Annotated in this window: 20 protein-coding genes and 3 tRNA genes; 17 read left to right on the top strand and 6 right to left on the bottom strand. The window is 66.6% G+C overall.

The window, feature by feature from the left end:
- Positions 1 to 99: 99 nt before the first annotated feature.
- A complete protein-coding gene (fdxA, locus tag D0Y85_RS08075; RefSeq protein WP_005409054.1) occupies positions 100 to 423 on the top strand; it encodes a ferredoxin FdxA in 324 nt (107 codons plus the stop codon).
- A 237-nt stretch (positions 424 to 660) separates the two neighbouring features.
- On the opposite strand, the gene D0Y85_RS08070 is transcribed toward fdxA, so the two are convergent.
- Entirely contained in the window at positions 661 to 1176 is a 516-nt protein-coding gene (locus D0Y85_RS08070) for a hypothetical protein (RefSeq protein ID WP_117310097.1), read from the bottom strand.
- Between the two features lie 32 nt (positions 1177 to 1208).
- Positions 1209 to 2102, bottom strand: coding sequence for a 4-hydroxy-tetrahydrodipicolinate synthase (gene dapA, locus D0Y85_RS08065; RefSeq protein WP_025879443.1), 894 nt, complete (start codon positions 2100 to 2102; stop codon positions 1209 to 1211).
- 164 nt (positions 2103 to 2266) lie between these two features.
- Here dapA and D0Y85_RS08060 point away from each other — a divergent pair, with 164 nt between their 5' ends.
- From D0Y85_RS08060 to D0Y85_RS08015, 10 genes are all read left to right on the top strand, one after another.
- Positions 2267 to 2827 (top strand): glycine cleavage system protein R, encoded by a 561-nt coding sequence (locus D0Y85_RS08060; protein ID WP_025879444.1) that lies wholly within the window; start codon positions 2267 to 2269, stop codon positions 2825 to 2827.
- 91 nt (positions 2828 to 2918) lie between these two features.
- Entirely contained in the window at positions 2919 to 3398 is a 480-nt protein-coding gene (locus D0Y85_RS08055) for a peroxiredoxin (RefSeq protein WP_025879445.1), read from the top strand.
- Between the two features lie 84 nt (positions 3399 to 3482).
- Positions 3483 to 4883, top strand: a complete 1401-nt coding sequence (locus D0Y85_RS08050) for a PhoH family protein (RefSeq protein ID WP_025879446.1) — start codon at positions 3483 to 3485, stop codon at positions 4881 to 4883.
- Positions 4880 to 5386 carry a hypothetical protein gene (locus D0Y85_RS08045; RefSeq protein ID WP_025879447.1) on the top strand — a complete coding sequence of 169 codons (507 nt, stop codon included), beginning with the start codon at positions 4880 to 4882 and terminating at the stop codon, positions 5384 to 5386. Before D0Y85_RS08050 ends, D0Y85_RS08045 begins: the two co-directional genes overlap by 4 nt.
- 10 nt (positions 5387 to 5396) lie before the next feature.
- The gene (locus tag D0Y85_RS08040; RefSeq protein ID WP_059063786.1) at positions 5397 to 6065 is read left to right on the top strand and encodes a YoaK family protein; all 669 of its coding nucleotides are present in this window, start codon (positions 5397 to 5399) and stop codon (positions 6063 to 6065) included.
- 317 nt (positions 6066 to 6382) lie between these two features.
- Positions 6383 to 7192, top strand: a complete 810-nt coding sequence (thiD, locus tag D0Y85_RS08035) for a bifunctional hydroxymethylpyrimidine kinase/phosphomethylpyrimidine kinase (protein ID WP_025879449.1) — start codon at positions 6383 to 6385, stop codon at positions 7190 to 7192.
- Entirely contained in the window at positions 7189 to 8115 is a 927-nt protein-coding gene (locus D0Y85_RS08030; protein ID WP_117310096.1) for an alpha/beta fold hydrolase, read from the top strand. Before thiD ends, D0Y85_RS08030 begins: the two co-directional genes overlap by 4 nt.
- Positions 8106 to 8182 (top strand) — tRNA-Arg (locus D0Y85_RS08025). The genes D0Y85_RS08030 and D0Y85_RS08025 overlap by 10 nt, the downstream gene beginning before the upstream one ends.
- 58 nt (positions 8183 to 8240) lie before the next feature.
- Positions 8241 to 8317 (top strand) — tRNA-Arg (locus D0Y85_RS08020).
- A 32-nt stretch (positions 8318 to 8349) separates the two neighbouring features.
- Positions 8350 to 8426 (top strand) — tRNA-Arg (locus D0Y85_RS08015).
- Between the two features lie 674 nt (positions 8427 to 9100).
- Here the strand turns inward: D0Y85_RS08015 and D0Y85_RS08010 are convergent.
- Positions 9101 to 10021 carry a LysR family transcriptional regulator gene (locus tag D0Y85_RS08010; protein WP_025878941.1) on the bottom strand — a complete coding sequence of 307 codons (921 nt, stop codon included), beginning with the start codon at positions 10019 to 10021 and terminating at the stop codon, positions 9101 to 9103.
- A gap of 140 nt (positions 10022 to 10161) precedes the next feature.
- Here D0Y85_RS08010 and D0Y85_RS08005 point away from each other — a divergent pair, with 140 nt between their 5' ends.
- Entirely contained in the window at positions 10162 to 10863 is a 702-nt protein-coding gene (locus D0Y85_RS08005; protein WP_025878940.1) for a pirin family protein, read from the top strand.
- 54 nt (positions 10864 to 10917) lie between these two features.
- Here D0Y85_RS08005 and D0Y85_RS08000 read toward each other — a convergent pair whose 3' ends face one another.
- Positions 10918 to 13113 carry a TonB-dependent siderophore receptor gene (locus tag D0Y85_RS08000; RefSeq protein WP_117310095.1) on the bottom strand — a complete coding sequence of 732 codons (2196 nt, stop codon included), beginning with the start codon at positions 13111 to 13113 and terminating at the stop codon, positions 10918 to 10920.
- A 339-nt stretch (positions 13114 to 13452) separates the two neighbouring features.
- Between D0Y85_RS08000 and D0Y85_RS07995 the strand changes: the two genes are divergently transcribed.
- On the top strand, positions 13453 to 14592 hold the full coding sequence (locus D0Y85_RS07995) for an MFS transporter (protein ID WP_117310094.1): 1140 nt from the start codon (positions 13453 to 13455) through the stop codon (positions 14590 to 14592).
- A gap of 3 nt (positions 14593 to 14595) precedes the next feature.
- On the opposite strand, the gene D0Y85_RS07990 is transcribed toward D0Y85_RS07995, so the two are convergent.
- Positions 14596 to 15747 carry an alpha/beta fold hydrolase gene (locus D0Y85_RS07990; protein WP_032976526.1) on the bottom strand — a complete coding sequence of 384 codons (1152 nt, stop codon included), beginning with the start codon at positions 15745 to 15747 and terminating at the stop codon, positions 14596 to 14598.
- Positions 15748 to 15930: 183 nt separating this feature from the next.
- On the opposite strand from D0Y85_RS07990, the gene D0Y85_RS07985 reads away from it, so the two are divergent.
- The 4 genes from D0Y85_RS07985 (at position 15931) to D0Y85_RS07970 (ending at position 22815) form a co-directional block, all read left to right on the top strand.
- Positions 15931 to 17277, top strand: coding sequence for a cytochrome c (locus D0Y85_RS07985; protein ID WP_117311882.1), 1347 nt, complete (start codon positions 15931 to 15933; stop codon positions 17275 to 17277).
- Positions 17274 to 18200, top strand: coding sequence for a c-type cytochrome (locus D0Y85_RS07980; RefSeq protein WP_033830818.1), 927 nt, complete (start codon positions 17274 to 17276; stop codon positions 18198 to 18200). The genes D0Y85_RS07985 and D0Y85_RS07980 overlap by 4 nt, the downstream gene beginning before the upstream one ends.
- A gap of 117 nt (positions 18201 to 18317) precedes the next feature.
- Positions 18318 to 20696 carry a TonB-dependent receptor gene (locus tag D0Y85_RS07975; RefSeq protein ID WP_117310093.1) on the top strand — a complete coding sequence of 793 codons (2379 nt, stop codon included), beginning with the start codon at positions 18318 to 18320 and terminating at the stop codon, positions 20694 to 20696.
- Positions 20697 to 20706: 10 nt separating this feature from the next.
- Positions 20707 to 22815: a phospholipase C, phosphocholine-specific gene (locus D0Y85_RS07970; protein WP_117310092.1), complete on the top strand. Its 2109-nt coding sequence runs from the start codon at positions 20707 to 20709 to the stop codon at positions 22813 to 22815.
- A gap of 55 nt (positions 22816 to 22870) precedes the next feature.
- On the opposite strand, the gene D0Y85_RS07965 is transcribed toward D0Y85_RS07970, so the two are convergent.
- A complete protein-coding gene (locus tag D0Y85_RS07965) occupies positions 22871 to 24466 on the bottom strand; it encodes an alkaline phosphatase D family protein (RefSeq protein ID WP_117310091.1) in 1596 nt (531 codons plus the stop codon).
- Between the last annotated feature and the right edge of the window lie 11 nt (positions 24467 to 24477).

Here is a 24477-nt window from a genome sequence, read left to right as displayed (position 1 = left end):
TGCGGGCCACCCATCCGCCCCACTTTCACACGGCAACCGACACCGGGGGCCAACCTGTTCTAGAATTGGCAGGTTCAGAAAGCGATTCGCCCTCTACCCATGCCATTTGTCGTCACCGAAAACTGCATCAAGTGCAAACACACCGATTGCGTGGAAGTGTGTCCCGTGGACTGCTTCCACGAAGGCCCGAACTTCCTGGTGATCGACCCGGACGAGTGCATTGACTGCACCCTCTGCGAACCCGAGTGCCCGGTCAACGCGATCTTCCCGGAAGACGATGTTCCCGCCGGCCAGGAAGGTTTCGTCGCCCTCAATGCAGAACTGGCGAAGGAATGGCCGGTGCTGACCGTGCGCAAGGACCCGCCGGCCGATGCCGGTGAGTGGGATGGCAAGCCGGACAAGCTGAAGCTGCTGGAGCGCTGAGGCGCAGGCACCATGCCCTGGTAGCTGTCAACCTTCGTTGGCACAAAGGCGCCGACCAGGGTCGGCGTCTACCACGGCAGGTACGAACCAGCAGGCAATGAAAAGGGCGCCCAGGGCGCCCTTTTCCGTTCTGGCCCTGGTAGCTGCCAACCTTAGTTGGCACAAAGGCGCCGACCCGGGCCGGCCTCTACCACGGCAGGTGCGAACCAGCAGGGTCCGCACCCGCCCAACCGGCCATTACGGGGCCAGCTTGGCCTTCAGCGCGGCAATCAGCTTCACCGGGGCTTCGGCGGTGGCCGGCAGGCCACGCGGGTCGACCGCGGAGACGTAGGCGCCGGCGTCGACGGCGACCACGCGGACCAGGAAGTTGCTGCCTTCATAGGCCACGTCGTACGAACCCAGCAGCTGCGCGCGGGTAGCGATGGTCAGGCCTTCCACGCCTTCCAGCGCGGTACCGACCTTGGCGAAGGCTTCATCCTTGCTGCCGGCAATGGTGAAACCGGTGGCGCTGACGGCGGGGGCAGCGGCGGCCGGGGTGGCCGGCTTGGTCGCCGAGCTCAGGGTCGGCACCTGGTTGTTGCCGGCGCCTGCCGGCAGGTTCAGGTCCGGCGGCACTTCCAGCGGACGCACTTCCGGGGCCAGAGCGTAGTCGCCCTTGACGCCGCGCTTGAAGCAACCGGTGGTGCCGGCTGCGGTGGCCACGGCAAGGAGCGCGAAGGACAGCACGCGGACGGCGGAAACGGATTGGCGCATGTGAATCTCCTGGATCAGACCAAGACGGAAGGTCAGTGGCTGGAAAGGGCTTCGAGGGCGGCGATATCGCCGGCGAGATGGTCGGCGGCAGGCGCGTGTGCGGCCGAAAGCGGCAGCAGCGGCAGGCGCAGATCGTGACCGATGCCGATCCGACGCAACAGCGCCTTGACCGGAATCGGGTTGGATTCGACACCGCAGAAGTCATGGAACGGCTGCAGGCGCGCGTCCCAGGATTCGACGGCTTCATGGTCGCGGGCAGCGGCCAGGTCGCACATCCGGCGATAGGCGCCGGGCAGCACGTTGGAACCGACCGAGATCAGACCGTCCATGCCGGCCTGGATCGAACGTGCGGCCGTGCCGTCATCGCCGGTGAGCACGGCAAAGGTCGGGCTGCGCAGGTCAAGCAGTGCCCGCACGCGGCCGGTATCGCCCACCGCTTCCTTGATGCCGACGATGTTCGGATGGCTGGCGAGCTCGGCCACGGTCTCCGGCAGCATGTCGCAGCCGGTGCGGCCGGGCACGTTGTACAGCACCACCGGCACTCCGGCCTGGTCGGCGACCGCGCGGTAATGCGCGATCAGGCCAGCCTGGGTCGGCCGCACGTACGGCGGGGTGACCACCAGCGCGTGGGTGGCGCCAAGCGCGGCAGCACGGCGGGTCTGTTCGATGGTTTTGGCGGTGCCGGACAGGCCGGTACCGGCCAGGACCGGAACGCGGCCGGCGATGCGTTCGACCGCGCTGGCCAGCAGCTGGTCGTACTCCGCATCGGACAGGGTGGCTGCCTCGCCGGTGGAGCCGGCAACGACAACGCCTTGGACGCCGCCCTCCAGCTGCAGGTGCAGCAGGCGCTGCCAACCGTCGGGGTCGAGTGCGCCGTCGGCCCGGAAGGGGGTCGCCAGCGCGGTGATGAGGCCGGAAAGGGACAAGGACGTGCTGCTCTTGGCTGGGGAGGGAAAACGTCCGCCACGGAAGGGCGCGGGCGTTCTGAATGTTACTTGCGGCGCGAAAGCACGGGCAAGTATGCTGGACACCGGTGGATCCCCGCCTCTGGCGGGCATTCAGACTAACGCATGCATTACCCGGAATCGCCTTGACCGACACCACCCCGCGCCCAGCGCCGAGCGAAAACCACCTCCTGATCAACGCCTATACGACGCATCCGGAGTCCCCCCTGTTGTCCGTCACCCGCCGCATCGCCGACAGCGGGTGCAATCTGGTGGATGCACGCTTGGCCACCGTGGGCCGCGATGTCTCGGTGACCGCGCTGGCCACCGGCTCCTGGGATTCGGTCGCCAAGCTGGAAGCGATGCTGACCCGGCTCGAGCGCGAGGAAGGCCTGAAGCTGGTGTGGTATCGCACCGAAGCCAAGCAGGCGCAGTCCAACCTGCTGCCGTACATCGTCGAGGTGATCGCCGCCGACAAGCCGGGCATCCTGTTCCAGCTGGCCGATTTCTTCGACCGCCAGGGCATCACCATCGAAACCCTGCAGAGCACGCGCTACCGCGCCATGCAGACCGGTGCGGAAATGTTCAGCGCACAGGTCACCATCGGCGTGCCGGCCAACATGCATATCGCCGCCCTGCGCGATGATTTCCTCGAGTTCTGCGACCACTTGAACCTGGACGCGATCATGGACCCGATGAAGTTCTGATTGAAACCCTGATTCTTCGCGCGCTCCTCACGGGCGCGTGGCGTTTCATGCAATTGTCGTAGAAAGAACCCAGGCTCGACAGAAGGACCTCATGAACAACGGCGATACCCTGGACAGCACCACCCTTTCCCTGCCGCTGGCGCTGTCCGGCGGCGCCCAGGCCACCCTCGGCGATTACGCCGGCCAGTGGCTGGTGTTGTACTTCTACCCCAAGGACAGCACCCCGGGCTGCACCACCGAGGGCATCGACTTCAACGCACTGCTGCCCGACTTCCAGAAGGCGGGCGCGGTCGTGCTTGGCGTCTCCCGCGACTCGGTGAAGTCCCACGACAACTTCTGTGCCAAGCAGGGCTTCGCGTTCCCGCTGGTCAGTGATGCCGACGAAGCGCTGTGCAGCGCCTTCGACGTGATCAAGATGAAGAACATGTACGGCAAGCAGGTACGTGGCATCGAGCGCAGCACCTTCCTGATTTCCCCCGACAGCCGCATCGTGCAGTCATGGCGCAAGGTCAAGGTCGCCGGCCATGCCGACGCCGTCCTTGCCGAACTGAAGGCCAATCAGTCCAAGTGAGTCCCATCGCCCACTTTGTCCGCCACCACCCTGCCCTGCAGCAGGCCGTGGTGGTTTTTCCCTGTCCGTAACCAGGAACCGATGATGACCCGAGGCAAGCGCATCTACGTGCTGGATACCAACGTGCTGATGCACGATCCCACCGCGCTGTTCAAATTCGAGGAGCACGATGTCTACCTGCCCATGCAGGTGATCGAGGAGCTGGACAACGGCAAGAAGGGCACGACCGAAGCGAGCCGCAATGCGCGCCAGGTCAGCCGCTTCCTCAACGAGCTGGTGCAGGCTTCGGGCCTGGACAACCTGGCCGAGGGCATTCCGCTGCAGCGGCCGCAGGGCCTGCAGCTGCGCGGCAAGCAGAGCGTGGGCCTGCTGCGCTTCCAGACCAGCCATTTCGACGCGGGCAAGAGCTTTGGCAAGGTCATCCCGGACAACGCCATCCTCGGCGCGATCCTGGCGCTGAAGGAAGAAACGCCGGAGATCCCGGTGGTGTTCGTCTCCAAGGACATCAACCTGCGCATCAAGGCGGCCATCGCCGGCATCGTCTCGGAAGACTACGAGAACGACCGCGCGCTGGACGATTTCAGCCTGCTCTACACCGGCGCCACCGAGCTGCCGGAAGACTTCTGGAAGCGCCACGGCGAGGATCTGCGCAGCTGGAGCGACAAGGGCCGCACGCACTACGAAATCCTCGCCCAGGACGGCGAAGAGTGGTACCCGAACCAGTACGTGTACCTGCCGGGCGAAGACGAAGTCGAGCTGCGCGTCAGCAGGATCGTCGGCGATGGCAAGGTGGTGTTGTCGCTGGTCGATGACTTCCGCCACGGCAGCCATGCCGTGTGGGGCATCAGCGCGCGCAACCGCGAGCAGAACTTCGCACTCAACGCACTGATGGATCCGGAGATCGACTTCGTCACCCTGCTCGGTACAGCCGGCACCGGCAAGACCCTGCTGGCACTGGCCGCCGGCCTGGCGCAGACGATGGACCAGCAGCGCTACCGCGAGATCATCATGACCCGCGCCACGGTCAGCGTCGGCGAGGACATCGGCTTCCTGCCGGGTACCGAGGAAGAGAAGATGACGCCTTGGATGGGCGCGCTGACCGACAACCTGGAAGTGCTGACGCACAACCAGGAAGGCGGCACCTGGGGCCGCCAGGCCACCAACGACCTGCTCGCCAGCCGCATCAAGATCCGCTCGATGAACTTCATGCGCGGCCGTACGTTTCTGTCGCGTTACCTGATCCTGGACGAGGCGCAGAACCTGACCCCCAAGCAGATGAAGACGCTGATCACCCGTGCCGGCCCCGGCACCAAGATCGTCTGCCTGGGCAACGTCGAACAGATCGACACCCCGTACCTGACCGAAACCACGTCGGGCCTGACCTACGCCGTGGACCGCTTCAAGAACTGGCCACACAGCGCGCACATCACGCTGCGTCGCGGTGAACGCTCGCGGCTGGCCGATTACGCCTCGGAGGTGTTGTGAACCGCTGCACCCGTCTGCTGCTGCCATCGCTGGCGGTCGCCATTGCCACGCTGCTCGGTGCCTGCGCGACCACGCAGGGACCGGCCAGCGTGCCGACCACAGAACGCAGTGGCCAGTCCTGGGTGGTCACCCGCCCGATCATCGCCGCGCAGGTGCTCGACACCTGCTCGCGCCCCAGCCCCGGCCGCGAGGCCGGGCGGGTCAGCGGCTACTGGGCACCGAGCCGGCAGCAGGTGGACCAGCTGGAAGCGAAGCTGGCATCGCTGGAAGCGCAGGTGCCACACGTGCTGGATTTCGACCGCCAGTACGTCGGCATCGAGCTGGACGGAAAGCAGGTGATCTACATCAACGCGTTCCATCTGCCTGAAGACAACAGCCTGCGGCCCGCCCGCGAGGCGGTGCGGGTCTGCGATGGCGGCGCGCAGTTCTGGGGCGCGGTCTTCGACCCGGCCAGCGGGACCTTCAGCGAGCTGCAGTTCAACGGCGGCTTCGGCGGGCCCTGAGGGGCCTGCCATGGGAATCCGCCTGCCCACCTGGGTCTGGATCGGCGCGGTCGCCCTGTCGTGCGTGGCCGGCATGGTCAATGTGGTTGGCTTCCTCGGTTTTGAACACCAGGCGGTCAGCCACATGACCGGCAGCACCAGCCAGCTTGGCATGGCACTGGCGCAAGGTGACTGGCGCGCGGTCGGCCATCTGTGGGGGCTGCTGATCGCGTTTTCGCTGGGCGCGATGGTCAGCGGACTGCTTATCCAGGACAGCGCACTGCAGCTCGGCCGGCGCTACGGCGTGGCGCTGGCATTGGAATCGCTGTTGCTGCTGGCGGCCATTCCGCTGTTCAAGCAGCATCAGATATGGGGCGCATTGGCAGCCGCGATGGCCTGCGGACTGCAGAACGCGATGGCCACCACCTTCAGTGGTGCCGTCGTACGCACCACCCATCTCAGCGGCATGTTCACCGATCTCGGCATCGGCCTGGGCCACCTGCTGCGCGGGCTGCCGCTGCAGGTACGACGCCTGACCCTGAGCGGCCTGATCATCAGCGGCTTCCTTGCTGGCGGCGTGATCGGCGCCTGGCTGTTCGTGCGCTGGCAGTACGACGCCCTGCTGGCCCCTGCCCTGCTGACCGGCCTGACCGGGCTGGGCTATGTGTCCTACCAGCAGTGGGCACGCTGGCGGCGTTGAGCATGGCGTCATCCACGCATGGCGTGGATCTACGTTGTCCATCCGATCTTTTCCGCGATATCCACGCATGGCGTGGATCTACTGACCGTCACCAGGAAGCTATCGAAGGCGGGCGGTGTCGGATTGCGGGGTGTCCGCGCCATGGATGGCGCGGCCAAGCCTACAAGGACGTACTTGCGGCGTCCCCGCAATCCGACACCGCCCCGCCTCCCCGCAGAAATCCAGAGCCGCTGTTGCTGTTGCCCCGGCTTCTGCCGGTGCCGGGCGCAGCCCGGCCGGCACTACCCCCTGGCAAGGCAGCACGGCACAATCGCTGCATGAGCCCGACCACCCCCGTTTCCGCCCTGACCATCGCCGGCTCCGATTCCGGCGGCGGCGCCGGCATCCAGGCCGACCTGAAGGCCTTCGCCGCGCATCGCGTGCATGGGCTGTCGGTGATCGCCGCACTGACCGCGCAGAACACCCGCGGTGTGCGCGCCGTGCACGTGCCACCGATCGACTTCCTGCGCGCGCAGATCGAAGCCTGCTTCGACGACTTCGACATCCACGCGGTGAAGCTGGGCATGCTGGCCAACGCCGAGGTGATCCACGCGGTGGCCGATGCACTGGAACGCCATCGACCACCGCACGTGGTGCTCGACCCGGTGATGGTGGCCACCAGCGGTGCGCGCCTGCTGGAGGACAGCGCGCTGCAGGCAATGCGCCAACGGCTGCTGCCACTGGCCACCCTGGTCACCCCCAATGCACCCGAAGCGGAGCTGCTGGTCGGCCGCAGCATCGCCAATGGCAACGACGCAGAGCGGGCCGCCGCCTCGCTCCTTGATCTGGGCGCCGGTGCAGTACTGCTGAAGGGGGGGCACCTGCACGAAGGCAACCGCGTGGTCGACCGCTACTTCGATGGCGTCAGCAGCGAAGAATTCATCCATGCCCGCCTGCCACTGGATGCGCATGGCACGGGCTGCACGCTGGCCTCGGCCATCGCCGCGCAGCTCTGCAACGGGCTGAGCCTGGCCAACGCCTGCGAAGCCGGCATCGACTACGTAGCGCGCGGATTGCAGCAGGGCTATGCGCCCGGCCGCAGCGAGGTGCTGGTACTGGACCACTTCGGCGCGGCGCCCCACGCATGAGCGATTCGCTACGCGCGCTCACCGTGAACAGCGGCGATGGCCACCGTTTCGACGTGATCGCCTGCGTGCCCGCACAGCCGCTGGCACGGCTGTTGTGGCTGCCGGCGCTGGGCGTGGCCGCGCGCCACTACGTACCGCTGGCGCAGGCACTTGCAGCCAGGGGAGTGGCGGTCTACCTGCACGAATGGCGTGGCAATGGCAGCAGTTCGCTGCGCCCGTCGCGCAGCCAGGATTGGGGCTACCGGCAGATTCTCGACCACGATCTGCCGGCCAGCCAGGCCCTGCTCGCCGGCGCTGATGCTGGCCAGAACGCGCTGCCATGGATCATCGGTGGCCACAGCCTGGGCGGGCAGCTGGCCTGCGTGCACGCCGGACGCCAGCCACAGGCGTTCGATCGATTGTGGCTGGCCGCCAGCGGCACACCGTTCTGGCGCACGTTCCCGCCACCACGCGGTTGGCTGCTGCCACTGTTCTATCGCTTCCTGCCGTGGATCGCGCGACGCCAGGGCGTGCTGCACGGGCGCCGGCTCGGTTTCGGCGGTACCGAAGCACGCGGACTGATCGCCGACTGGGCACGCGTAGGGCTGAGCAATCACTACGCCGCCGCAGGCATGGACGAGGACCTGGATGCGCGGATGGCGCGCGTGCATGGCAGTGCGCAGGCGGTGCTGATGGAAGACGATTGGCTGGCACCGACCGGATCAATGCAGGCGCTGCTGGCGAAACTGCCGAATGTCGCCTCGCAATTACGCGTGCTTTCTGCGCAGGAGCTGGGTACGCAGGCCGATCACTTCGCGTGGATGAAACACCCGGAGGCTGTCGCAGAGGCGTTTTTCATTCAGTTGGGTGAAAATTTTCACAAAAGCGTTGACGACGCGCGCCGACATCCGCATAATTCCGCTCCTGTCGCAGGGCGCCCGTAGCTCAGTTGGATAGAGTACCTGGCTACGAACCAGGCGGTCGGGAGTTCGAATCTCTCCGGGCGCACCACTCGACAGACCTCCAGCATCCGCCGCTGGAAGTGCAGTAAAATTTGATTGTGTACCGCGCGCCCGTAGCTCAGTTGGATAGAGTACCTGGCTACGAACCAGGCGGTCGGGAGTTCGAATCTCTCCGGGCGCACCACACACGATCAACACAACAAGTTTATGTAATTGGCGCCCGTAGCTCAGTTGGATAGAGTACCTGGCTACGAACCAGGCGGTCGGGAGTTCGAATCTCTCCGGGCGCACCATTACACCGAAACAGCAGGCCTCGGCCTGCTGTTTTTTTATGTGTGTTTTTCGGCAGGGCTGCGCCCTGCACCTGCAGAAGCAACGGCCGGAGCAACAGCAACAGCTGGCATTCCGTGGGGTGGCGGGGCGGTGTCGGACTGCGGGGACGCCGCAAGTACGTCCCTGTAGGCTTGGCAGCCGCATCCATGCGGCTGACACCCCGCACTCCGACACCGCCCCACCTCTGACAGATTCTCGCGATCCGATGGATCCACGCCATGCGTGGATGACTCCATTGAATTCGAATATTTCGACAGTTGAACGAAGGACATCCATGCTTGGCGTGGATCTACGTGTCGACCAAGGTCGACACCCACCAAGAGCAGGCCAAGAGCAGGCCAAGCCATTCCGGCAGATTGCGCAGATCTGTCGAAGGCGGGGTGGGTCCGGTTGCGGGGGCGTGAGCGCCATGGATGGCGCGACCGAGCTTACATGGACGTACTTGCAGCGTCCCCGCAACCGGACCCACCCCGCCATCCCACGGAATGCCCGCTGTTGCTTTGGCTTTGGCTGTTGCCATTGCCGTTGCCATTGCCGTTGCCATTGCCGTTGCCATTGCCGTTGCCATTGCCGTTGCCGTTGCCGTTGCCGTTGCCGTCGATTCTGCAGGTGCAGGGCGCAGCCCTGCCGAACCCTACCCCTCTGCCATCGCCTGCCACCACTGGGCCAGCAGCTCCGGCCGCCGCAGGCGCTCGCGCCACCAGCGCAGGGCCGCGCCATCCTCGCCGGTGCGCCAGGCCAACCAGAAGGTCTCTTCCGGCTTGTGCTCCTCGACCTCGCGGATCACCAGCTGGCCGCGCGCCACCGCCGCGCGCGCGCAGGGCTCGGGCAGGAAGCCGAATCCCAGCCCCTGGCACTGCAGCTTCAACTTGCTGGCCATGTCCGGCACGGTCAACGTCTCCTGACCCATCAACAGGCCCACCGTTCGTGGCAGCAGCCGCCGCGCCGAGTCGGACACGGCGATCGCGCAATACGGCGCCAACTGCTCGCGGCCCAGCACACCCGGTACGGACGCCAGCGGATGCCCGGGTGCCACTGCAAACACAAAATCAACGCTGCCCAGCGGCTCGACCACGTAGCCCCCGCCACTGGGACCCTCACCGGGAGCCGCGACCAACAGGTCGGCGCGCCGGTCCAGCAGCGCTTCCCAGGTACCGGACAGTGCTTCGCCAAACAGGCGCAGCCGGGTGGGCGCCGCCACCTCGCGGAACGCGGCAATATCCGGCCCCAACAGCCAGGTCGGAAACACCGAATCCACCGCCAGGGTCAATTCCGCCTCCCAGCCCGAGGCCACCCGCCGCACCCGCAGCTCGAGCTCCCGGGCCGCACGCAGCAGGTGCCTGCCCTCCTCCAGCAGCGCGCGCCCGGCCTCGGTCGGCTCCGCCCGCGGGCCGATCCGGTCGAACAGCTGCACCCCCAGATCCTCTTCCAGCTTGGCCACGGTGTAGGAAATGGTCGAAGGCACCTTGTGCAGGGCCTTGCCGGCGCCGGCAAAGGAGCCTCGGCGGTCGATCGCGTCCAGGATCTGCAGGGCATCGAGGCTGAGCTTGAGCATTCGAAATTTTCGATGATGGCTGTCAAAACTATCCGTTTTTCAAACCCAAGGTGCAAGCGGATACTTCTCTTCAACGGGGAAACACAGCGGCTACCCGCCCACCCCGCCCCATCGAAACCATCGAACAAGGAGATTCCATCATGCTGCAGATCCGCAAGAGCGCTACCCGTGGCCTGGCCGAGCATGGCTGGCTGTCCTCGCGCCATACCTTCTCGTTCGCCAGCTACTACGACCCCCGCTATGTGAGCTTCGGCCCGCTGCGGGTCATCAACGAAGACAAGGTGATCGGCGGCCAGGGGTTCGGCACCCACAGCCACAGCAACATGGAGATCGTCTCCTACGTGCTGGGCGGCGCGCTGGAACACAAGGACTCGATGGGCACCGGTTCGGTGCTGCGCTACGGCGACGTGCAGCGCATGAGCGCAGGCAGCGGCGTCAGCCACAGCGAGTTCAACCATTCGGCCAGTGATCCGGTGCATTTCCTGCAGATCTGGATCTTCCCGGAGGCCGAGAACATCGCGCCGTCGTATGAGGAGACCCACTTCACGCCGGAGAGCAAGCGCGGCCAGCTGCGCCTGATCGCCTCGCCGGATGGCGCCGATGGTTCGCTGCACATCCATCAGGATGCGCGCATCTTCGCCACCATCCTCGATGGCGAGCAGAAGCTGCACCACGCCCTGGCTGCCGGCCGCGGCGCGTATGTGCAGGTGGCGCGTGGCCAGCTGCAGGTCAACGGCATCACCCTGGAAGCGGGTGACGCACTGCAGGTCAGCGACGAGGCACAGCTGACCCTGGAAAACGGCAACGACGCCGAAGTGCTGGTGTTCGACCTGAAGCTGTAACCAGCATGCCCGCGATGCCATCCGGCAGCGCGGGCATGTCCTGTTGCAACGCGATCAGAACCTGTACGTCACTGCCAGCCGCACGTTGCGCGGCTCGCCCCAGGTGTAGGTGCTGTACCAGCTGAAGATCGTGTAATAGCGCTTGTCCAGCAGGTTGTTGACGTTGACCGTGGCCGACAGGCGATCGTTGAACTGGTACCGGGCCATGGCATCCAGCAGCCAGTACGGCTGGGTGCGATGAACCACCGACGTGCCACTGGCCGGGTTGGTGATGTCGCCGAACGTGGAGTCCTGCCAGCGCGCACCGCCACCGACAGTCAGGCCCTGCCAGTCGCCGCGCAGGCGGTAGCTGGTGTGCAGGCTGAACTGGTTTTCCGGCTCCAGCGTGGTCACCTTGCTGCCGGCCTGGCGGGCGATTTTGTGCGCAAAGCCACCCTGCACCTGCCAGCCCTCGGCCAACTGCCCGGACATCTCCAGTTCGTAGCCCTTGGTGCGTACGCCCATCAGTGCGCGATAGGCGTCTTCGCCGTTGGGCGTTTTGCCGCCTGTAGGCTGGGCGAAATTGTCCTGGTCGAGCTGGAACAGTGCCGCGCTGGCATTGAAGCGGCCGTCGAGGAACTCCGCCTTCAGGCCCATTTCATAGCTGCGGCCTTCCAGCGGATCCAGTGCCTTGCCCTGTTCGTCGCGTTCGCTGTGCGGCTTGAAGATGGTGCTGTAGCTGGCGTACACCGAATAGTGCTGGCCAAGGTCGTAGACCACGCCGGCATAAGGCACGAACACGCCGGTCTCGCGCGTCTGCGGCGAACGGTAGCTGGCCAGGCGGCTGCCGACGATCACCTTCAACGGGTCGGCCACGTCGAAGCGACCGACCACGTACAGGCCGTTCTCACGGGTCACCTCATTGTTGCCATAACCGCGCTGCCATTCCGGCTCCGGGATGTCACCCTTCCAGCTGTTGTAGTCGGCAACGGCGGTCGGGTACCCGGGCTGCGGCGAATAGCCGGTGTTGGTCCAGCGCTTGCGCGAGGCACTGCCGCCGACCACCAGTTCATGCTGGCGACCGAACAGGCCGAAATTGCCGCTCAGATAGAAGTCGGCCGCGTTGCTGACCGTCTTGCCGACATACTTGCCCAGCCACAACGAGACGCCTTCGCCGGTGACCGGATCGGGATTGCCACCGGCCGCACCGGCCAGTGCCGCATCGTAGCCGTTGACCTGATGGTTGAGCTGCAGCTTGGCTACCCAGTCGTTGTCGAAGGTATGTTCCAGCGTGGCAAAACCGGTGCGCACGTATTGGCGCCAACCGCTCCAGTGGGTGCCGTTGTTGAACGAGCGCGGCATGTCGTTGAAATTGCCCCGGCTGTCCAGCAGCGGAATACCGCCCCAGGTCGAGCCCTTGGGATCGCTCTCCAGCACGTCGCCACCGACTGTCAGCAGCGTGCGTTCGCCCAGATCGGCTTCCAGCACGGCATAGCCGACCTTGCTGGTGCGCTGGTAGAAATCCAGATTGGAATGCTTGTCCTGCCAGGCACCTACCGCACGCCCACGCACGCGGCCATCGGCAGTCAGCGGGCCGCCGACATCGACTTCGGCACGGTAGTCGTCCCAGCGGCCGACGCCCAGCGTCGCACTGCCAGCAAATTCCCTGCCCGGCTTCTTGCGCACCAGGTTGATGGTCGCGCCGGGGTCGCCCATGCCGGTCAGCAGGCCGGTGGCGCCCTTGAGCACTTCGATGCGGTCGTAGATCGCGGTGTCGCTGAGCGTATTGCCGGCCGAGTACGCCGAGTCGCGTGACATCGGAATGCCGTCGTACTGGAAGTTCTGCACGGCAAAACCACGTGCGTAGTACTCGGTGCGCTCACTGTCGTAGGTGACGATGCTGATGCCGGGGGTCACCCGCATCACGTCATCGATACCATCCAGACCGAAGTCGTCCATCTGCGCACGGGTGATCACGCTGATGGTCTGCGGGGTCTGCCGAGGGGTCAGCACCAGGCGGGTGGCGGTGGCGATGGTACCCGGCGTGTACGCGCCGCTGCCCTCGGTGATGGTGCCCAACTGGTTGGCGGTGACCTGCACGGTCTGCAGGGTCTGCGAGGTTGTCCTGACCTCCTCTGCAGCGGGTGCCGATTGCGCCGAGGCAGTGCCGGCAGCGGCAAGTGAGGTCAGCAGAAGACCCTGGGCAAGGGCGTTCGCCAACGGGCGACGACGCTGGCAGAGCGGGGAAAAACGAACAGGCACAGACGACACGACGGGACCTCCACGATGGGGTGGGATCCTCTGGCGGCGGCTGGAGGGGACGGGGAATGGCGGCCAAGGGCCGCAGGCGCAGGAGTTTACTCTGCCGGCCCCGGGCTGTCGTCGGTTGCGACCCGATCGGCACCTCTCCGCGCGATGGCCAGCCGCTGACGGCAGCCACCGCTTCCCGGATCAGTGCAACCACGCGGTCGGTGTGATCGATGGCATTGATCAACGGTGACGCATCCGGACCACTGCATTCGTATGCGTCGCCCGATGTCATCCATGGCACTTGCCGATGGCTTCTGAAAACGTTTTCATGAAGAGGATCTTCTGGAGCCTTCCTCGCGCATGACGCCTTCCTCCCCTCCCGCCCAGCAGCACGCGACCCGCGCTGCGTTCTTCATTCCCGGCTTTGCCACCGCTGCCTGGGCGCCGATGGTGCCCTTCGCCAAGGCCAAGGCCGGGTTGTCCGACGCCAGCCTGGGCGGGCTGCTGCTTTGCCTTGGCCTCGGCTCGCTGCTGGCGATGCCGCTGGCCGGTGCGTTGACCGCGCGCCTGGGCTCGCGCCGCTTGATGATCGCGACCACGGCCCTGATCCTGCTCGCCCTGCCACTGCTGACGCTCGCCCCCACGCCGCTGGCACTGGGAGCAACGCTGTTCGTGTTCGGTGCGGGTGTGGGGGCGATGGACTGCACGATGAACATGCAGGCTGTGGCCGTCGAGCGCGATGCAGGGCGGCCGATGATGTCCGGCTTCCACGCGTTCTACAGCATCGGCGGCTTCATCGGCGCCGGCTGCATGACCGGGCTGCTGGTTCTCGGCACGCCCCTGTGGCTGGCGTCATTGGTTGCCGTGGCGGCGATGCTGCTGGTGGCCCTGTTGTCGGCACCGCACTGGCGCCCGCAGCGCATTCTGCATGACGGCCCAATGCTGGCCCTGCCGCACGGCGTGGTGCTGTTCATCAGCGTGCTCGCCTTCGTGGTGTTCCTGGCCGAGGGGTCGATGCTGGACTGGAGCGCGGTGTTCCTGGCCGAAATACGCCACGTGCCGCGCGACCAGGCCGGTGCCGGGTTTGCCGTGTTCACGCTGGCGATGACGGCGATGCGCCTGTTCGGCGATGGCATCGTCGAGCGCCTCGGCCGAACCCGTACCATCGTCATTGGCGGCATCACCGCTGCGGCCGGTTTCGCGCTGGCCACGCTGGTGCCCTCCTTCGCCATGGCGCTGGTCGGCTACGTGCTGGTGGGCCTGGGCTGCGCCAACATCGTGCCCGCCCTGTTCTCGATGGCCGGCCAGCAGCGCGCGATGCCGGAGAGCATTGCGATCACCGCAGTCACCACCCTGGGCTATGCCGGCATTCTTGCAGGCCCCGCCGCGATCGGCGCGCTCGCCCATGCCACCAGCCTGGGCTTTGCCTTCCTGTGCGTGTCAGCGATGCTGCTGGGTGTAGCGGCATCTGCACGTTCGCTGGCCCGCCGCCTGCCCTGAAGCTCAGCCGCGTGCTGGGGTTTTTGCGGGTGTGTCGACGCCATGCACCAGCCATTCGGCCTGGGCCGGCAACTGCGGTGCCGGACACGCGGCTTTCGGATGGTGCTCGTCGCGCGCCATCCAGTCATCGACCACCCCGGCCAGCAGGTCCAGCCGCAGCGGCAGGGTGATGTGATCTTCGCCGCGCATCTCGATGTAGTGCGCACGCGGATTGGCCTGCGCCAGCGCACGCCCTTGGCTGACCGGAATGTGCTGGTCGCCCTGCCCGTGCAGCAGCAGCACGCAGGCGCGGGTATCGGCCAGCGCGCGGGCAACATCCACCTTGTCCAGATCCACGTCGATGCGGCGGCTGGCGGCGGCCACCACCTGGTTGATGTCCTGGCTGCCGTAGCGCCAGCGTGCATACGAAGCGATGGCCTGTGCCTTCAACCCTTCCGGCTGCAGGGCCATCAGATGCGGAATCATGGTGCGGATCGCAACCCCGGCATTGGCGAACGATTCCATCGCCACCACGCCGGCGACCTGGTCGCCCAGCTTGTCGGCGGTGAACAATGCGGTGGCAGCGCCGTAGGAAACACCGAACAGGTACAGCGGGCCGGTCACTTCGCCGCGCGCGCGCAGTTCGGCGATGACATCCACAACATCGTCCGACTCATAGGTGCCGTAGCCGGAGGGACCGGCGCCGGACTGGCCATGGTTGCGCAGGTCCAGGGTGATCACGCGGTAGCCCGACTCGGCCAGCTGCAGCGACCATGGCAGCATCGAATCACCGTTCATCATCCAGCCGTGCAGCAGCACCACGGTGCCGCGCGGTGCCTGCGCGCGGAACGGCTGCGGTACGGACAGGCTCAACCCGGTATCCAGCGGCAGGCCGTTCTGGTGCTGCTGCGGCAGGTAGTGGTAGCGCGCACCGTAGTCGCCCGGATCGAAAGCACGCCAGAAGATCGGCACGCCATCACGGCCCGGGGCGAAGCCATGCCGGTTCGGCAGCGCGGCCACAGCTGCGGCGATGCGCGGTTGATCAAGCAGGGTCGAGACGCCACCGGGCGCGATCAGGCGGTCGCTGAGCGAGGTGGACGAGGCCGTCATCGAGGAAGAGCATGCAGCCAGCCACAGGCCGGCGCACGCCAGCAAAAGCAGCAGCAGGCGCTTCATGGGCAGTCAGGGGAAAAGTGCGACAGCGTGGCAGGTTAGCGGCCACGCCCGGCGCCATCTATCGCAGCTGGATGACGGGTTGATGACAGCGCAGGATCGATTCAGCTTGTCACAATGTCGCGACCGGCCAAAGCATTGATCCGGATCAATGAACGCCATCGCATGAATGGCCACAGTGCCGGCATGCGCACCCCGTTCAAGCTCGCCATTGCCCTGGCCGCCACCTTGGCCGCCGCTTACGGCATCGCCCGCAGTACACCGTATTGGTTCGCCCCACCGCAACAGGCCGAGGTCGACATCCACGACCCGGCCCTGATCGAACAGGGCCGGTACCTGTCGCGTGCTGCCGACTGCGCCGCCTGCCATACCGCACCGGGCGGCAGGCCGTTCGCCGGCGGCCTTGGCATGCAGACCCCGATGGGCACGCTGTACTCGACCAACATCACACCGGACACGGAGACCGGCATCGGCGCATACGAGTACGCCGATTTCGAGCGCGCGGTGCGGCGTGGCATCCGCCATGACGGCCAGCCGCTGTATCCGGCCATGCCCTACGCCTCGTACGTGATCGCCAGCGATGCCGAGATCAAGGCGCTGTATGCCTACTTCATGGGTGCGGTGCAACCGGTCCGGCAGGACAACGCCGACAGCACGATTCCGTGGCCGGCAAACATGCGCTGGCCGCTTGCCTGGTGGCAGCTGTTGTTCGCACGCCCGCGCAGCTTCAGCCCTGATCCCACCCTGGATGCCGGCCAGCAGCGCGGCGCCGAACTGGTTGAAGGCCTGGCCCATTGCGGCGCGTGCCATACCCCGCGCGGGCTGGCCTTCCAGGAAAAGGCGATGGCCGACGATGGCAGCCGCCAGTTCCTGTCCGGCTCGGTGCTGGAAGGCTGGTACGCGAAGAACCTGCGCAATGAACAGACCGGCCTGGCCAGCTGGAGCGAAGCCGAAATCGTCGAGTTCCTGCGCACCGGCCGCACCGATCGCTCCGCGGCTTTTGGCGGCATGGCCGATGTGGTCGAGCACAGCACGCAGTACCTGTCCGACGCCGATCTGCTGGCGATGGCGCGGTACCTGAAGCAGCTGCCGGCCCGCGAAGGGCGCAGCGCGCAGTGGACGCCGGGCACCGACACCACTACCGCCGCACTGCGCGGCGGCGACTACCGGGTGGCCGGTTCGCTGGCCTACGCCGAACACTGCCAGGCCTGCCATCGCGCAGATGGCCGCGGCATGCCACGGGTCTACCCAGCCCTGGCGGGCAACTCCATCGTGTTCGCCGATGATCCCAGCTCGCTGGTGCAGGTAACCCTGACCGGCGGGCGCACGCCACATACCGCGCACGACCGCATGGCATTCACCATGCCGGGCTTCGAACAGCTGCCCAATGCGCAGCTCGCCGACATCCTCACCTTCATCCGCAACAGCTGGGGCAACCAGGCCAGCGCGGTCACTGAACTGGACGTAGCGCGCATGCGCCGGGTGGTGCGTGACAAGCCGGCGCATGTGGTCCCGCAGGAGACGGCGCAATGAGGCGTTCGAAGAAGCGTTCGACAGTGTTGATCGCCAGCGCGGTCGTTGCGGTGCTGCTGGCCGGTGCTGGCACGCTGCTGTACCAGCACCTGTACCCGGACCTGGACGCGGAAGTCGCGAGGACCCTGGACATCCTCGACAGCCACGGCCAGGTGGTGGGCCAGTACCACGTGCCCAGTGCCGAGGAGATCGCCAGCCTCGGCAACGCCGACGCGGTGATGTTCGGCCGTCGCCTGCTCAACGAGACCGCACGCCTTCTGCCGGACAACGTCGGCAACGATCTGAACTGCAATTCGTGCCACATGGCCGAGGGCAAGCGACCGTTCGGCAACCACTACCTGAACACCGGAGGCGGCAGCTACCCGCGCTACATGCCGCGGCCGGGCAGGGAAATCGGCCTGGCCGAGCGCATCAACGGTTGCCTGCAGCGTTCGATGAACGGCAAACCGCTGGCCAAGGACGCGCCGGAGATGCGTGCGATGCTGGAATACATGGCGTGGCTGAGCCGCCCGGTACCAGAGGGTGCGCGCGTGGCCGCGCCCAGCGAAGGGCCGATCGACAGCACGCTGACACCGGACCCGATACGTGGACAGGCGCTGTATGCCGCGCAGTGCGCCGCCTGCCACGGCGACAACGGCGAAGGCCGGCGCGACGCCAGCGGCGATATCGCGTTCCCGCCGCTGTGGGGCGAGCGCAGCTTCAACATCGGTGCCGGCATGGCGCGGCTGTACAAGGCCGCCGGCTTCGTCAAGCACAACATGCCGCCTGCAATGACCCGTGAACCGCCACTGGGCCAGCAGGTGATGCCCGACCAGGACGCGGTGGATATCGCCAGCTACTTCATCAACCAGCCGCGCCCGGACTTCGCCGGCAAAGCCAAGGACTGGCCGCGCGATCCGAAACCGAAGGACGCGCGCTACTGAGCAATGCCCCGGCCTTGCCGGCCGTCACACAACACACTCCCTGCATCTGCGCGTCACCGCCATGTCATCGGCGCTGCCGACACTCCCGGACTTTCCTCCCTTGAAGGTCCGGTTTCGATGCGAACGATTGCGCGCTTTCCCCGTATCTCGCTGCTTGCCCTGCTGATTGCTCCCGCACTGGATGCCCTGGCTGAAGCACCGCAGGGCGATGTGGCCGATACGCGAAGCGCCGACGCGCGGACCCTGGACCAGGTACAGGTGATCGGCCAGGCCACCAGTTATGCCAAGACCTCGGTGCGCCAGGAAACGTTGAACCGGCAGACCGTGTTGAGCAGCGTCAATGGCGCGCTCAACGAAGTGCCCGGCGTGGTCGTCAGCGAAGCCGATGCCACCGGTTCGTCGGTCTGGGGCACGCAGATCAGCATGCGCGGCTTTGTCACCAACCGCGACACCCAGCAGATCGGCACCACCATCGATGGCCTGCCCAGTGGTGGTTCCGGTTATGGCGGCGGCTCGCTGGCCAACCGCTACATCGACACGCTCGACTTGGAAACGGTGGAAGTGAGCCAGGGCACGGCCGATATCTCCTCGCGCTCGAACGAAGCACTCGGTGGCACCCTGAACTTCCTCACCAGCGACCCACTGCAGGAGCAGCGACTGCGCATGGTGGTAGCTGCCGGTGACAATGAAGCGCGCAAGTACTACGTGCGCTACGACACCGGCCTGCTTGCAGGACACACCCGCGCGTGGATCAGCGCATCGTCGGCGCGCGTGCATGACTGGATCGACGGCACCGGCCACACCAGCAACGACAACATCGCCGGCAAGTTCATCACCGAGCTGGACCGCTGGACCCTGACCGGCTACCTGTCTTACAACGATGCCGACGAGCCGGAGTACACCAGCGTTTCGCCAAAGGGGTTCGCCACCAACCCCGACCGCGACGGCCTGGTCGGCACCCTGACCGGCATTCCGTACCTGGACCAGAACTACCGCTCCGGTTCGCGCGCACTGCGCGAGAACACGTTCGGCTACCTGCGCGCCGCCTTCGATGGCGGCAACGGTTTCAAGGCCTCGATGGCCGCCTACGGGCACCGCATGCAGGGCCGCGGTGACTGGCTGCCACCGTACCTGGCCGACGTCAACGACGACGGTGCCGGTCGCCCGCAGTCGGAGTACCTCGGCGGCAGGACCGTCTACGGTGGCAGCAACCGCGGCCAGATCTACTTCGTGAACCCCGACGGCAGCTCCGCCCAACGTCTTGCCAGCTGCACGCCACGGCTCGGCTTCAGCGCCGAGTACGACCCCAACTGCTACGCCGGCAACGTGCAGGGCGCGCAGTCCTACCGCCACTCCCACTACGACAACGATCGCATGGGCGTGACCGCCGACGTTGAATGGCGGCAGACCTTCGGCGCCATCGACAACACCGTGCGCGGCGGGCTGTGGGTGGAGAAGCTGGACCGTTCCGTGCGCCGCGATTGGCACCGCCTGCTCGACGTCGGCCAGGACATCGCCTTCGACCACCAGCCCTACTGGGTGCAGTTCGAGGACAAGTACAAGGTCGATGAGCAGATGTACTACGTCGAGGACGTGGCCCGCTTCGGCCCGTTCAGCGCGCGCCTGGGCGTAAAGCAGTTCTTCGTCGACCAGTCCCGCCGCCGCGTGATCGGCGCCGCCGAGAATGTGAAATCCGACTCGAAGTCCGATCCGCTGCTGTCCACCGGCTTCACCTGGGCCCCGGGCGTGGAGGGCATGGAACTGTTCGCCGGCTACTCGCAGAACTTCGCCGCTATCCCGTCCGGGGTGCTGGGTGAAACCGATCCCCAGCGCTTCCGCAACGTCGAACCGGAGACCGCCGACAACATCGAACTGGGCATGCGCATCAGCCGCTGGCCGCTGACCGCCTCGGTCACCCTGTACAACATCAAGTTCGACAACCGCATCGTGTATCTGCCGGCCGGCCTGGTCAGCGGCATCGACTACCTCGGCGAGACCGATGGCGTCTACGAGAACTTCGGCGGCGTGGAGAGCAACGGCCTGGAAGCGGCCTTCGGCTACGGCTGGGACAATGGCTGGCGCATCAATGCGGCCTACACCTACAACCGTTCCAAGTACCTGGGCAGCGGCAACGACGCGCGCGACACGCAGCTGGGCATCGTCGATGGCGCCAAGGTGATCGGCCAGCCGGAGCAGATCCTGGTGGTGTCGGCCGACTGGCAGGGTGAGAACTGGAACTTCGGCCTGTCCGGTCGCTACCTGGGCGAACGCTACCTGGATGCGGCCAACGTCAACAAGCTGCCCTCGGCCACCGTGTTCAACGCCAACATCGGCTTCGACCTGCAGGGCCTGTCGCCGCGCCTGAAGGGCATGGGCGCCAACCTGGTGGTGAGCAACCTGACCGACAAGCGTTATCTTGCAGGGGTGGACGGCCGCGACAACGCCTTCATCGGCGCCCCGCGCACCGTCGGCATCTCCTTCCGCGTGGACCTGTGAGTGTGACCCTGTGACTGATACCGGCCGACGCCGACTGTTGCAGGCCGGCGTCGCCGCCGGCCTTTCGCCGCTGCTGCCCAGCATCGCCCGGGCAGCAGCGATCGCCCCTGCTTCGCGCACGCGCAGCCTGCAGGACCTGCAGCACATCGTGGTGTTCATGCAGGAGAACCGCTCGTTCGACCACTACTTCGGCACGTTGCCGGGCGTGCGTGGCTTCGGTGACCGTTTCGTTGCCCCGGCATCGCCGCTGCCCGGTGGCGACCGCCCGCGCAGCCTGTGGCTGCAGCCCGACGCCAGCGGACAACGCGCCATCGCCCCCTTTCCGTTGGATACCGCTGCGCACTTCGGCTACATGCGGGTGGAAGGCACGCCCCACACCTGGCCTGATGCACAGCAGGCGTGGGACCACGGGCGCATGGCGCACTGGCCCAAGGCCAAGCAGAACCATTCGATGGGCTACTTCCAGCGCAGCGACATGCCGTTCCAGTTCGCCCTGGCCGATGCGTTCACGCTGTGCGATGCCTACCACTGCGCGATGCAGGCCGGCACCAACCCGAACCGCGTGTTCCTGTGGACCGGCCACAACGACGCCCAGGGCCAGGCAGGCGGCCCGGTGATCGCCAATTCGCACGACAATTTCCCCGAGCTGGGCGGCCATCCGGACTCGTACCGCTGGGCCAGCTATGTCGAGCGGCTGCAGCAGGCTGGGGTGTCCTGGCAGATCTACCAGGACATGGCCGACAACTTCACCGACAACCCGCTTGCCGGGTTCGAGACCTTCCGCCAGGCGTACCGCGGCGACCCGGGGCATGACCCGGAGCTGCGCGCGCGCGGGGTCAGTACCCGTGGCTTGGCACAGCTGCGCGAGGACGCGATCAGCGGCCGACTGCCGCAGGTCAGCTTCATCATCGCCGATGCAGCCGGCAGCGAGCACCCCGGTCCGTCCAGCCCCGCGCAGGGCGCCGCCTATACCGCGCACCTGCTGGATGCACTGACCGCCGATCCAGAGGTGTGGAGCCGTACCGCCCTGCTGCTGATGTTCGATGAGAACGACGGCTTCTTCGACCATGTGCCGCCACCGGCACCGCCGTCCCCGCTTGGTGCCGGCTGGGCCGGTGCGTCGGCGGTCGGCACCGAGGGCGAATACCACCACCGCCCGGCACCGGGCGACGAGAAATACGATGCCACCGAGCTGCGTGGGCGCCCCTATGGGCTTGGCCCGCGCGTACCGTTGTATGTGATTTCACCGTGGAGCCGCGGCGGCTGGGTCGACTCGCAGGTGTACGACCACACGTCGGTGCTGCGTCTGATCGAGCGCCGCTTCGGTGTGGCCGCGCCGGACATCTCGCCGTGGCGGCGTGCGGTCTGCGGTGATCTGAGCAACGCCTTCGACTTCGCCCAGCGCGACACCCGCCCCTTCGCCAAGGCGCTGCCCGATGTCACCGCGGTCGCCGCGCGCGCCGCCGCCCTGCCCGGCCGTACCGTGCCCGCGCTGCCCGATGGCCTGCATCCGGCCCGCCAGGAGCCAGGCGTACGTCCTGCACGGGCACTGCCCTATCGGCCGCAGGTGCAGGCCACATCGGTGGATGGTGCTGGTCTCACCCTGCAGCTGGCCAGCGATGGCGCCGCGGCGGTGCTGCATGTCTACGACCGCCTGCGCCTGGACGCCGTTCCGCGCCGTTACACCGTGGTACCGGGTGCCCCGTTGCAGGATCGCTGGCCGCTGGATGCGCAGGGTCATTACGATCTCTGGCTGCTGGGACCGAATGGATTCCATCGCCATTATCGCGGCGATGGCACGCTCGCGCCGCTGCACGCGCACGTGGAGCGCGCGGACGGCCAGATGCGCCTGACACTGCGCAATCCATCGCCTTCGGCGCGGAGGGTCCAGGTGCAGGCCGGCGCCTACGCCGGCCACATGCCCACCCGCGAACTACAGCTGGTGGCTGGCGCGGAAACCGTACTGGCCTGGGATCCCGCGCCAACCGCAGGCTGGTACGACCTGATCGTGCGCTCGCAGGGCGTCGAGCAACGCCTCGCCGGACGGGCCGAAGACGGCCGGCCTGGCACCAGCGACCCTGCCATGGGCAGCGAACCGCTGCGCTTCGATCACGGCTGAAAGTGATTCTGTGGAGCCGGGCGCGTGCTCGGCTCCACAGGGTGGGACATCCCGCTCAGGCCTCCTGCAACCCCGGCCGGCCATGCTCGACGGCATAGCGCTTCCAGCTCTGCAGCGCGCCGTTCGGCTGCATGACCGTATCGAGCGTCTTCATGTCACCGATCCAGGCATCACGGGTGACGTCGCACAGCACATAACCACGCTTGTCCGTCGTCGCCTTCAGGTGCGGACTGTGCCGCAGCTGGTTCTCTGCATAGGCATCCACGCCCTGCCCGTCCGCGCCCGACGTGATCGAAGTGGCCAGGAACTCACTGGAAATCACCCCGGAATCGGCATTGTCCTGTACCAGGTCACTGGCATAGTGACGGTGCGCATCGCCACAGGCGGTTACCACGTTGCCGAAGCCCACCTTCTGGATGTGATCGAGCAGGCGCCGGCGGCTGGACAGATAACCGGACCACTGGTCGTCGGAGGCCTGCACCACGCCGTCCTTCTCGCGCAGGTAGTTGCCCAGCGAAACCTGGTGGGCGATGGTGTGCCAGCGCGGCGCGGCGTCGGCCAGGCCGTCGAACAGCCATTGCTCCTGCTTTGCGCCAACAATGCTGCGTTCGGGAGATTCCACTTGCCCGCGCTGCGCGATGTCCACCTGCTTGCTGCGGTACTGGCGGGTATCGAGCAGGTGCAGGTCCAGCAGCGTGCCATAGCGCGCGCGCCGGTACATCTGCATATGGCCGTCGCGCGGGAACGACGAAGCACGCAGCGGCATGTTCTCGTAGTAGGCCTGGAATGCCTGTGCGCGGCGCAGCAGGAACACTTCACTGGGCGTGCCGTCCTGGTCCTCGGCGCCGGCCCAGTTGTTGTCCACTTCATGGTCGTCGAACGTGACGAACCACGGCGACGCGGCGTGCGCGGCCTGCAGGTCCGAATCGGTCCTGTACTGCGCGTAGCGCCGGCGATAGTCGTCGAGCGTGTAGGTCTGCGGGCCAACATGGTTGCGCAGGTTGGTGAACGGCTGGCCGTTCATCCTGCGCACGCCTGGCTGGCTTTCGCCCTCGTAGATGTAGTCGCCGTAATGGAACACGAAGTCGAGCGGCTCCTCGGCAATGTGTCGCCATGCACTGTAGTGCCCCTCCTCGTAGTGCTGGCAACCGGCCACCGCGAAGCGCACGCGGTCGATCCGTGCGTTGGCCGCAGGCAGGGTGCGGGTGCGGCCAATCGCACTGGCATGGCCTCCCACGGTGAAGCGGTACCAGTACGGCCGCCCCGGCAGCAGGCCGTCCAGTTCCACGTGCAGCGCATGGCCAAGCTCGGGGTGGGCCAGCGCGGTGCCCTGCCGCACCACGGTGCGCATGCTCTCGTCGGCGGCCAACTGCCATGCCACCGCCATCGGCCGGGTTGGCATGCCGCCACCGAACACCAGTGGCTCGGTGGCCAGCCGCGTCCACAACACCACGCCGTCGGCCGACGGATCACCCGACGCCACGCCGAGAGTGAACGGTGTACTGGCAAAGCGCGGCGATGCGAGCAGATTGCGCGGATTCAGCGCTGCCACATCCTTCTGCGCGGCCAGCGCGCGGGCCGTTCCGGCCCACGCACCCAATGCGGAAAGTCCGGACAGGGCAAGGAAACGCCTGCGATTGATCGTATCCAAGACGCCCGCCC

The organism is Stenotrophomonas sp. G4 (genome assembly GCF_003428825.1).
GTDB classification, from domain to species: Bacteria; Pseudomonadota; Gammaproteobacteria; order Xanthomonadales; family Xanthomonadaceae; genus Stenotrophomonas; species Stenotrophomonas indicatrix.
The sequence above is the reverse complement of the archived record's forward strand: the minus strand, read 5'-3'. Positions and strand labels throughout refer to the sequence as shown.